The sequence below is a fragment of the Methyloglobulus sp. genome (assembly GCF_046714055.1).
In the GTDB taxonomy this organism is placed as follows: Bacteria; Pseudomonadota; Gammaproteobacteria; order Methylococcales; family Methylomonadaceae; genus Methyloglobulus.
This window is the reverse complement of sequence record NZ_JBKKBJ010000261.1, coordinates 1-10,987: the sequence shown is the minus strand read 5'-3', so window position 1 is coordinate 10,987 and position 10,987 is coordinate 1. Positions and strand designations below refer to the sequence as shown.

The 10,987-nt window shown below is 47.4% G+C and carries 13 protein-coding genes and 1 pseudogene; all 14 read right to left on the bottom strand.

The window, feature by feature from the left end; genetic code table 11:
• Positions 1-87: 87 nt before the first annotated feature.
• Positions 88-636: pseudogene (locus ACLQ6D_RS15575) on the bottom strand (DUF1254 domain-containing protein).
• Between the two features lie 463 nt (positions 637-1,099).
• Entirely contained in the window at positions 1,100-1,303 is a 204-nt protein-coding gene (locus ACLQ6D_RS15570; RefSeq protein ID WP_411728230.1) for a SlyX family protein, read from the bottom strand.
• Positions 1,304-1,324: 21 nt separating this feature from the next.
• A complete protein-coding gene (gene ccmI / locus ACLQ6D_RS15565; RefSeq protein WP_411728229.1) occupies positions 1,325-2,554 on the bottom strand; it encodes a c-type cytochrome biogenesis protein CcmI in 1,230 nt (409 codons plus the stop codon).
• On the bottom strand, positions 2,551-3,009 hold the full coding sequence (locus ACLQ6D_RS15560) for a cytochrome c-type biogenesis protein CcmH (protein ID WP_411728228.1): 459 nt from the start codon (positions 3,007-3,009) through the stop codon (positions 2,551-2,553). Before ACLQ6D_RS15560 ends, ccmI begins: the two co-directional genes overlap by 4 nt.
• Positions 3,006-3,536 (bottom strand): DsbE family thiol:disulfide interchange protein, encoded by a 531-nt coding sequence (locus ACLQ6D_RS15555; protein WP_411728227.1) that lies wholly within the window; start codon positions 3,534-3,536, stop codon positions 3,006-3,008. The genes ACLQ6D_RS15560 and ACLQ6D_RS15555 overlap by 4 nt, the downstream gene beginning before the upstream one ends.
• On the bottom strand, positions 3,529-4,329 hold the full coding sequence (locus tag ACLQ6D_RS15550) for an NYN domain-containing protein (protein WP_411728226.1): 801 nt from the start codon (positions 4,327-4,329) through the stop codon (positions 3,529-3,531). Before ACLQ6D_RS15550 ends, ACLQ6D_RS15555 begins: the two co-directional genes overlap by 8 nt.
• Positions 4,326-6,269, bottom strand: coding sequence for a heme lyase CcmF/NrfE family subunit (locus tag ACLQ6D_RS15545; protein WP_411728225.1), 1,944 nt, complete (start codon positions 6,267-6,269; stop codon positions 4,326-4,328). Before ACLQ6D_RS15545 ends, ACLQ6D_RS15550 begins: the two co-directional genes overlap by 4 nt.
• The gene (ccmE, locus tag ACLQ6D_RS15540) at positions 6,266-6,715 is read right to left on the bottom strand and encodes a cytochrome c maturation protein CcmE (protein WP_411728224.1); all 450 of its coding nucleotides are present in this window, start codon (positions 6,713-6,715) and stop codon (positions 6,266-6,268) included. Before ccmE ends, ACLQ6D_RS15545 begins: the two co-directional genes overlap by 4 nt.
• On the bottom strand, positions 6,712-6,876 hold the full coding sequence (gene ccmD / locus ACLQ6D_RS15535) for a heme exporter protein CcmD (RefSeq protein ID WP_411728223.1): 165 nt from the start codon (positions 6,874-6,876) through the stop codon (positions 6,712-6,714). The genes ccmE and ccmD overlap by 4 nt, the downstream gene beginning before the upstream one ends.
• Entirely contained in the window at positions 6,873-7,640 is a 768-nt protein-coding gene (locus ACLQ6D_RS15530; RefSeq protein WP_411728222.1) for a heme ABC transporter permease, read from the bottom strand. The genes ccmD and ACLQ6D_RS15530 overlap by 4 nt, the downstream gene beginning before the upstream one ends.
• 87 nt (positions 7,641-7,727) lie before the next feature.
• Positions 7,728-8,621, bottom strand: coding sequence for a hypothetical protein (locus ACLQ6D_RS15525; protein WP_411728221.1), 894 nt, complete (start codon positions 8,619-8,621; stop codon positions 7,728-7,730).
• A gap of 48 nt (positions 8,622-8,669) precedes the next feature.
• On the bottom strand, positions 8,670-9,347 hold the full coding sequence (ccmB, locus tag ACLQ6D_RS15520) for a heme exporter protein CcmB (protein WP_411728220.1): 678 nt from the start codon (positions 9,345-9,347) through the stop codon (positions 8,670-8,672).
• Positions 9,347-9,970, bottom strand: coding sequence for a cytochrome c biogenesis heme-transporting ATPase CcmA (gene ccmA / locus ACLQ6D_RS15515; RefSeq protein ID WP_411728219.1), 624 nt, complete (start codon positions 9,968-9,970; stop codon positions 9,347-9,349). Before ccmA ends, ccmB begins: the two co-directional genes overlap by 1 nt.
• 260 nt (positions 9,971-10,230) lie before the next feature.
• A partial coding sequence (rlmB, locus tag ACLQ6D_RS15510) for a 23S rRNA (guanosine(2251)-2'-O)-methyltransferase RlmB (RefSeq protein ID WP_411728218.1) occupies positions 10,231-10,987 on the bottom strand: 757 nt, incomplete at its 5' end.

Here is a 10,987-nt window from a genome sequence, read left to right as displayed (position 1 = left end):
AACATTGGTTACGCAATGACTCGACGCGATGTCGGAATGCTTTGCATTTTCACTACGCAAAAAAACGCTTCGTGAAAACGCCCAGCCCTATCGCTTCTGGGGACTACTCGACTCCTGTCTCGCAGCGGCGGAAGCCATTGGCGGCGCGGCCTTTTTTTCGAAAACGCTGAGTGGAGTCAGCTTAAATCCCGCCTGCACTTTCTTCACATTCTCCACGTCGTCTGGCCCGTTGAGCTGTGTGCGACCAAGGATGCCGACGATTTCGGTTTCGCTCTTGAAGACTCTCTTAAAACCTGTGAGCGTCTCACCTTTCCATTGCGGGCCGACCATCAGGTAATTGCCTGCATCGTTGCCCGTTGCGCGCGAACCAATGTAGGCATTGTTAAAGGTGAAAAGATCAATGAACTGGAGCACGTAGTAGCGATCCATCGGCACGGCCGGCGCGCTGATAACCATCGGCTCGGTGCGCAGGTCGAGTCAGGCCCACGAGTAAGGCGTGTCGTTGTTTGGCGTCACCACGTCGTGGTTTGTCGGCGTGAAAGCTTCGGAGTAGTGACGGAACTTGTTGAATCCGCCGACGTAGGTGGGCGAGTCCTTCACCACCGCCTGTGAATACCAGGTGTTGTAACTCTCCATCATCGGGAACGCATAGAGCCAGGCGTCCCTGGCAATAGCGCGGGTTTCCTGCGGTGTCGCGGCGCGCACCGGAGCGAACTGGGAACAGTCCTTGGCAGGGGGCGCGCAGTTTGCGTCAACCTGGTTAACAAACAGCTACCTTCTGGGTAGTCGTACAGGCGTTTAAGAACAACACACATAGACCCAATAACGGGAAACCGATCCAGGTTTTAGCTCGACACTCTGAAATATTAAAGTTATTGTTCATTGTTTTCCTCTTACATATCAAAAGATAAAAAAACCACTTCACCTGTGATCATAACAAAGTTCCTACAAGTTGAACATCAGATCAGCTTGGAATTAGATATTGGAATAGCATCCAAGATGCCGCTGTTGACTGAGAAACAATAAATAAACGCACACCGTATTTTCTAGTAGATAAATGAGCCTGAAAAATGGGAAAATACATTAAATTGAGGTTATTTTAATAGTGCGGCGGTGGCTGTTCGATGACATCATCACTATTTTCAAGACGCAAGCTATTCATACGTTCATGCAGCGATTGGCAGGTTTTCTCCAGAAGAAAAATTTGGCGCTGTTGTTGGGCGACTATTTTATTCAACGCTTGCAACAAATCTTCCTGATAAGCTGTTTTAATTTCCAGCTCGATTAGTCGACGCTCATTCATGCTTTGAATACAAGCACGACATTATTTAACCCTGTCGTTGATGACAATCTTGTGCGCGTTGTTATCTTCAAGATTCGCTTCATCAACCACTCCAATCGAGTCTCCCGCTTGTGGCATGGCATTACCGGACTTGGAGATTCGCGCCAGTAGCCTGACCTGTTTGAAGTTAGATAATTTCATGTTGGGTATCATCGAATCTGCGTCTGTCAGGCTGACAGATAGGGGCAACTCACTCACTTGCTTGCGAATAATTGCCAATGGCATCTTAGGGCCCGATAAGGCTTGGGCATAGATAAAAACGGTGTCTTCGGGATTAGCCACTGTCTTCAACTCTGTAGCCAAACTGACTTGAATAGTAACAGAAACTGCGGATGGCGAATCAGGTTGTACAGACTTGGCTGGAACGGCATTGCCCAACTCGCTTTCTGTATTTGCAATTAACTCATGGATTTGTTGTTTTTCGGTAGATTCTGGGGGCAAAACCGCTTCTAATTTTCGTAAAAACCCTATTGCGCTTTTCTTGTCGCCTTGCTGGGCGCTTGCCAAGGCGGACAGCCATAAGCCATTCAAGTTATCGGGGTCTAATGCCAAAACTTTCCTAACCAACTCTTGCGGTTTCCCTGCCCAGTTACCTTCATTCATTAGCGCAAGTACCTCGGCATAAGGCAACATTACTTCGGCCTTTTCCCCTGCCAATTGATAAGCATGGGCAAATGCGTCAACCGCCTCCGGATACCGTTGCAGCATCTTGTAGGAACGCCCAAGCATCAACCAACCTTCAAGGTTTTTGGGTTTCGCTTTCAATTTCTCAGCCAAACCAGCCACCATTTTGTTGATGGCTTCAGGGCTAGGCGCTTCTGAAGCGGCTTGGTTTGGTTCATTAATATGGGTAATGGCCTGATAGTCACCTAATGTCCAATAAAGCGCAGCCGATAAAACAGGTATGGTTGCAACAAGCACATAAACCAACCAGCGTCCTTGGCTTTGGGTATTGGTTGGATTTGCTAACTCAAGATCGTCACTTAAGGCCAGCTCCAACTCGGCGACTTGCTCATCATATTGAGATTGGCTTATCCCCCCTGCGGCTTTATTGGCTTTCAACTCAGCCAATCGGTCTCGTGCAATCCTGATATTGCGCTGGTCTAGGTCATCTATTGTTGTACTGTCCTGTTTACGCCACAGGGGCGGTAGGATAATCAGCAATGCAATCAAGACCATTACGGCAGCCACCAGCCAAAATACGCTATTCAAGACTGATCCTCGTTTTCTAACAAGCGGCGCATTTTTTCCTGTTTGTCCTTATCAATGACTGTTGTTGCAGCTTCCTTTTTACGGCGTATGAACCAAAAAATTATAGCAAACCCAGTTATCAAGAAAGCAATCGGCCCTAACCATAGCAAAGCCGTTTTGGTTTTTAATGGTGGGTTGTACAGGACAAAATCACCGTAGCGGTCGGTCATAAAATTGACAATATCGTCCTTAGATTTGCCTTGTTGCAGCATTTCATAGACTTGCCTGCGTAAATCGGTGGCAAGTTCGGCATTGGAATCTGCAATGGTCTGGTTTTGGCAGACTAGGCAACGTAATTCAGAAATGATGGTTTCATAAGATTTCTGCTGTTCTGGGTCGGCAAGTTGATGGTCATCAATGGCAAAACCTTGGGTGGAAATCAGCAGCAATACCACATTCAGCCAACCCTTCATCATGATTCAGCCTGCAATTCGGCAATTTTGGGGAGAAAGATATTTTTTACGTCATCTTCCATCACCGGCCCGGTATGCTTGTAGCGGACGATACCTTGCTTATCCATCACGAATGTTTCCGGTACGCCATAAACGCCCCAATCAATGCCGATCCTGCCATCGGTATCCATAACGCTGTCGTTATAAGGATTACCCAATGTTGCTAGCCATTTCTTCGCGGCATCGGGATCATCCTTATAATTCAAACCAACGATAACCGCCGCTTGCTGTTGTGCCAACTGGTTAAGCACCGGATGTTCCTCACGACAGGAAACACACCAGGAAGCCCAAACATTAAACAACCAGACTTTCCCTTTCAAATCGGCTGGGGATAGTTTCTCGTTGGGTGCAGTCAGTTTAGGTGCGGAGAACGTCGGGGCAGGTTTGTTTAGCAAAGGGGAAGGAATCTCACTGGGTTTCAACTTTAAGCCCAATGCCAAAAAAACGGACAGCACGATGAACAGTAGCAGTGGGATGATGTATTTAAGCATTGGAGTCTTTTAGCTTAATGTACGTATTAGAACCACCGCTCTCGCTATTTTTCCGATCTTTCGATTCTATGTAAGGAAGAGATTTAATTAATTTACTAAATTTAGAAAAACCATAATTTCTAGGGTCAAACGAACTATCGACGCGGTTAATATAACTACCAACCCCCCCGAGATTAGCCCATCCATCTTCTTCAGATGCCGAGTCGACGGCCTCTTTGATTAGGTTTTTTAGATTATTGTCATTAGAAACCTCGTAAGAGGTTTTATCTAAAATACTTTTGTCAGGTGACACAGGAGAAATATTAGATGAATGGTTTTTATTTTGCTTACTCTCATCAGATTCAATTGCATCATCCATGATGGTTTCAGTAAAAATAAACTTGTTACAAGCCGAACGAAAAGCTTCTGGAGTACTACGTTTACCTATTCCAATTACTTCAAGACCCGCCTCTCTTAAACGAGTTGCTAGTTTAGTAAAGTCACTATCGCTTGAAACCAGAAAAAAACCATTAAATTTATCAGTATAAAGCAAGTCCATTGCATCAATAATTAACGCAGAATCAGTCGCATTTTTTCCCGAAGTATAGCCAAACTGTTGTATTGGCTGAATGGCGTGTTTGTTAAGTACATTTTTCCAGCTACTTAATTGTGCATTCGTCCAGTCCCCATAACAACGCCTTGAAGTTGCATCCCCATACCTTGCCGCCTCAGTTAGGATGGCATCTATCGCCTTTGCTTGTGCATTGTCGGCATCAATTAATAAAGCAAACCTTTTAATTTCAGTAATATTCATGGTTTGCTCTCTACTTTTTTAGCGCTGCGGTAACGCTTATCACAAGTGGCACACAAGCCACCTACCGCCATGAACACAGCGCCTAACCAAATCCAACGAATAAAGGATTTGTAATAAATCCTAAGGCTCCATGCACCTTCATCGCCCAGCGGTTCGCCGATGGCTACAAACAAGTCCCTGAATAACCCCGCATCAATAGCGGCCTCAGTCATCGGCATTTTTTGTACTTGGTAAACCCGTTTTTGCGGTTCAAGAGTAACATCCGGCTTACCTTCGTGACTCACTGTTATCAAACCCTGTTGGGCAATGTAATTGGGGCCTTGGGCTTGTTTGATGCCATGGAATTTGAATTGATAGCCGGATAGTTCGAGCGTTTCGCCAGGAGCCATGCGTATATCTTTTTCGACGCTATAAACCGAAGTCAAGGTAATGCCAACCACAAATACAGCAATCCCCAGATGGGCAATCGTCATCCCATAAAATCCTGTGGGTATTTTTGCCAGACGTTCCCAGCCTTTCCCGCCCATGCGGTCAATGAAAGAAAGTGCAGTCATTGCCACTGTCCATAAGGCCAATGTCAAGCCCAGTGCAGCAGCCCAGGAATAAAACGGCATGAGTAGCGGCAGTAGCATCCCGCCTATAACACAAACCATAATCATCCAACGCACCCTTGAAGCAAGTTCACCCAGGCTATCCCGTTTCCAACGCAATAACATCCCCCCGCCCACGGCAATCGCCAAAGGTGCCATCAAAGGGATGAATACGGCATTAAAATACGGTGGCCCCACTGAAATCTTGCCCAAGCCCAGGGCATCAATCACTAAAGGATAAAGTGTACCCAACAAAATGCTGGCGGCAGTGACGACCAATAAGACATTGTTAATCAAAATGACCGACTCTCTGGAAACTGGCTCAAACGTCGCGCTAGATTTCACGGCAGGTGCGCGGATGGCATACAGCAGCAGGGAACCACCGACCACAATCGCCAAAAAAATCAGGATAAACAAGCCCCTGTCCGGATCGTTGGCGAACGCATGGACTGACGTCAGCACACCGGAACGAACAAGGAACGTTCCCAACAGGCTTAATGAAAACGCAAAAATCGCTAATAGCACTGTCCAGGTCTTGAATACGCCCCGTTTTTCGGTTGCCGCCAAGGAATGGATCAGGGCCGTACCGACCAACCAAGGCATGAAGGAGGCGTTTTCCACCGGATCCCAAAACCACCAGCCGCCCCAACCCAGTTCGTAATACGCCCACCAGCTACCCAGGGCAATGCCCAGTGTCAGAAATGTCCAAGCCACCGTTGTCCACGGCCTAGACCAGCGGGCCCAAGCCGCATCAAGACGGCCTTGCATTAAAGCCGCAATAGCGAAAGCAAAGGCCACAGAAAAACCGACATAACCCATATAGAGCATAGGCGGGTGTATCGCAAGGCCGGGATCTTGCAACAAGGGATTCAAATCGCGTCCTTCAGCGGGTGCTGGAAACAGCCGCTCAAACGGGTTTGAGGTCAATAACAGGAACAGGAGAAAACCAATGGAAATCATGCCCATCACACCCAAGACCCGTGCAACCGTAGCGGCTGGAATGGCGCGGCTGAACCTTGCAACCAAGCCCGTCCAACAGGACAGCACTAAGGCCCACAGCAATAACGAGCCTTCATGCGCGCCCCAAACACCTGACACCAAATACAATACCGGTAAGGCGGTATTGGAATTCATCGCCGCATACTTCACCGAGAAATCATGCGTCAAAAAACTGTACGTCAAGCAGCCATAAGCTATCGCCACAAATAACAGTTGGGCAAAGGCTGCTGGTCTTGCGACGGCAATCCAGCCGGATATTGATCGGGTTGCACCCACTATAGGCACTAAGCCTAAGATAAACGCCATGCACAAGGCGAGTATCAAGGAAAAATGTCCAATTTCAGGAATCATGGTTTTTGACCTGATGTAAGAGTTAACTGTTTTTTCAAGCTCGCCTTAACTTCAGGCGGCATATAGTTTTCATCATGTTTAGCCAATACCTCTTCGGCAATAAATACACCTTGCGCGTTTAACCTGCCATGCGCGACTATACCCTGCCCTTCCCTGAACAAGTCCGGTAGGATGCCCGTGTATTCGACGGTCACTTCCTTATTGAAATCGGTCAGCTTGAAGCGCACCATCATTCCTTTCTCTGGTCTTTCTACCGAGCCTTTTATGACCATACCGCCCAAACGGAACAAGGCATCTTTGGGCGCTTTGCCTTCCACTACCTCTGTAGGAGGGAAAAAGTACATCAAATTATCATTGAAGGATTTGAGTGCGAACGCGGTCGCCAAGCCCGCACCAAGCACCATCAGGCCGATAAGGATCAAGCGCTGTTTTCTTGCGGGTTTCATAAGCCTTGCCGTTTTTGCTTAAGCGCTTGCTGACGCAAAAATTGTTTGCGTTGGATGACTGGGATGACCACATTGGCAATCAGCACGACTAGGCAGATGCCATAGGATGTCCACACATAAAAACCATAACCCCCCATCGCCAGGAATTCTTGCAGACTCATAACCCGCCCTCTTCGGCTGCTTTCGTTTTGACCCATTGCGAATTGCGTTCCCGTTGCAATAACTCGACTCTGGCGCGGAGTATCATGACAATCAAATAATAAATCTTGAATGCCAAGGCCATCAGCAACAACGGCACCAACATACTGACATGGATCGAAGGCTTGTCCATTTTAGTCACCGTCGGGCCTTGATGCAGGGTGTTCCACCACTCAACTGAATAATGGATAATCGGGATATTGACCACACCCACCAAAGCCAGGATAGCGACAGCCTTGGACGCAGTGCGTTTGTCATCAATCGCGCCATACAAGCCAATCACGCCCAGGTACAAGAACAACAGGATCAATTCCGAAGTCAAGCGTGCATCCCATACCCACCAGGTTCCCCACATGGGTTTGCCCCATAAGGAACCGGTCACCAAGGCAACAAAGGTAAAACTGGCCCCGACGGATGCGCTGCTGATCAGGACGACTTCCGCCAATTTAATGCGCCAGATCAGCCCAATTGCACCGGCAATCGCCATGACCACGTAAATAAATAACGACATCCAGGCACTAGGCACATGAATATAAATAATCCGGTAACTGTCGCCTTGTTGGTAATCCGGCGGGGCAAGATACAGGCCGCCGTAAAGTCCGCTGGCAACCAATAATATAAATATGACGACCAGCCAAGGCATTAACCGCTCGGTAAAAGCGTAAAAATGCGGCGGGGAGGCCATACGATGGAAAAAACGGACGATTGCGTCTGGGACTAGGAACATGAAGAATTAGGTTCAAGGCACAAAGGACATAAAATTAGGCTCGGACGGGGTATTCACTCCCTAGCTACAAAGAAAACCACCGGTTTATTAAGCCTTACAGTAAGAAGGAATCCAGCTACGTTCGATCATATAATGAGGTATTTCATTAAAATCAAAAGCCTCGCCGTCTTTAATCATCTGCTTGACATCGAATAGCTGCCCGACTTCTGGAATATCATTAAAAAACATCGTGTAAAAAGGTTTAACTAACCATTTTGAAATTTTCATGCCCATCGGGCCAATAAAATTCCTGCGTTGCCCAACATGGGCGACTTCATCAATGGTGATTTCATCCAATAATTCTTTCATGCGCTGCCGGACTTCAGGCTCGTCCGCCAATATGTCATCAAACAAGCGATGCAGATGGAAATAGTAGCTAACGCCCATCAACTCGGTCACAAAAGCAGGCGCATCCATGATAAAACCTGGGAATTTAGGGAATTGCTCATAAATCCACTCCTTAAGCGGTGACAAAGGCATCCATTCGACCTTGTCCAAACCACAGGTACGCAACATTTCGTCGAACAATCGCCAATGGCAGAATTCCTCAGCCAAATGTACACGGCTGATCTTGTCTTCCACAGAGTGGGAATTAGCCATGTCGGGGACTACATCCCATGCCCCTTTAATGCCGACCCATTCATGCCGGGCAAATTTATACATGCCTGTGAGCATTAAAGTCAGACGATCCAAAGATTTTGGATCAGCCTTCATTTCTATATAGTTGCGATAAAAATCATCAGGATTTGCGAGCGGCTTACGGAGTTGGACAGGGTTATCCTGAAAATATTTGAGCTTCGCACGTTTTTTTGCCAAGTCTTTTTCAGCCTCGAATAATTCGCCGCCATGTTGCTGGGTAAATCTCCAGTAATCCTCGAAATTCTCCTTTCTTTGTTGTTCAGTTGCCACGGTAAAAACGGAAAGATATTTGCCCGAACCCATGCTGCCCTACTCCATCTCTCTTTGATAACGTGTCCATTTTACGGGATATTACGAATTTATACTCATTTTTAATGCGGCTGCCGTTGGCCATGGCGCTAACACCAATGCCATCAATAGCATCGAAATCAAGATATTGATTTGTGCAGTGACAGGCAAACCACTGCTTGCCATCTCGACGGCATTGCTGGCAAAAATCAAGACTGGTACGTATAACGGCAACACTAGCAAGGACAAAATCATGCCACCACGGCGTAATCCAACCGTCAGGGCAACCCCGACTGCGCCTATCAAACTTAATATCGGTGTACCCAACAGCAACGTTATCAATAACACACTTAAGGACTGATTAGGCATTCCTAAAAAGACGGCCAACAAGGGCGCAACAATCAGCAAGGGCAAGCCTGTCGTCAGCCAGTGCGCCGTTATTTTGCCTAACACCAGGATCGAGGTTGGATGTGGACTTAACAAAATCTGCTCCAGGGAACCATCATCAAAATCGGAACGGAACAGGCTATCCAAAGACAGCATGGTTGCCAGCAAAGCCGAAACCCAGATGATCCCAGGGGCAATCGCTTGCAATAATTTGGGCTGCGCCCCTATCCCTAGCGGGAATAAGGTGATGACCAGTATGAAAAACAGCACCGGATTGGCAATCTCCGACCGTCGCCGCATGGCTAACACTAGATCGCGGCGAATAATGGCGGTAAAGGCATCAAGCATTGCCATCAAGCTAACCTTAAGCGTTGTACATCGATGTCTTGTAGATTAACGTCGTGGTGTGAGGTCATTACCATCATGCCGCCATTTGCGCAATGTTCAGCCATTAGTGATTCGATTAAAACAATGCCTTGCTTATCCAGTGAGGTGAAGGGTTCGTCCAGTATCCACAAGACATTCCGGGTAATCAACAGACGCGCCAATGATAAGCGCCGTTTTTGTCCTGCTGACAGGGCTTGGATCAAGGTATCTTCATAGCCTGATAATTGCACTTTATCCAAGGCTTGTTGTATCGTCAGTAAGCCGGGTTGGCCTAAAGCTAATGACAGTTTCAGATTTTCCAATACGGTCAATTCTTTCTTAATGCCATCCAAATGCCCGACATAAGCCATATCGGAATAATACTGGTGGTGCGGAATTTCATCTCCGCACCACAAAACCGCTCCAGTATCGGGTTCACGAAAACCGCAAATTATGCGCAGAAGTGTAGTCTTACCGCTGCCGTTATTGCCTTCCAGTAACAAAACCTGCCCTGGATGGACGGTAAAACCAAGGCTGGCAAACAATAATCTGTCGTCACGGGTGCAGCTTAAATCTTCGCCTTGAAGTCGGTGTGTTGAGTTAGATTGCATTTTATAGAATACTTTTTAGAGTCTGTTGACATTTGGATTGTATAAGATAAGAAAAGTATATAAATCATAGAGATAAAATTAATATATCATTCATGGAGCCACGTCATTCCGGCAGGGATTGCCGGAATCCAGAAGCCAAGGAAGGCATCCATGCTGCTTGGATGCCGTCATTCCCTGACGGCATGACGAGTAACGTGGTTTGATATGAGTTAAATGTCAACAGACCCTAATCATTGTCGGGTTTTTAAAATCTCCTCATCCTAGCCCTCTCCAGCAGGAGAGGGAACAGAAGCACCGAATTTTGAAGCGGCTTGAGTGTGGGTGATTACCGAACGCTGCCGTACCGTCTCGTAGAGACATGCCCCAGTAGCTACGGATAAATTAAGGCTTTCCACCTGACCTAACATCGGCAGCTTAATCAACAAATCGCATTGCTCTTTGGTCAGCCGCCTGAGTCCTTTTCCTTCCGCGCCGATAACCAACGCCATAGGCACAGTCAAATCGGTTTGATAAACGGTTTGCTCCGCTTCGCCCGCAGCACCCATTACCCAAATCCCCTCGCCCTTAAGCCAACGCAGTGTTCTGGATAGATTGGTGACCTGATAGATCGGCACGGTCTCTACCGCGCCGCTCGCGACTTTACACACGGTTGGCGTAATCCCGGTGGCGTTGTCCTTGGTGATAATAACACCCTGCACACCAGTTGCATCGGCAGTCCGCAAACAGGCCCCCAAATTATGGGGATCTTGCACGTTATCCAGCACCAGCAATAACGCCGTGCCAGACAGGCTTTCCACCATCGTCTTCAAATCGCTTTCCGACAACTCACCCGGCATCGTAACTTCCATAGCAATGCCTTGGTGATTGTTTCCGTCAGCCAAACGATCGAGTTTTTTTCGATCCGCCTTTTCCGGCTCAATGCCTAAAGCCGCTAAGTCCTCAATGATTTTACCCAGGCGTTTATCCAAACGCTGTGCATCAATCCAAACACGGATGATTTTATCCGGCGAGTAATCC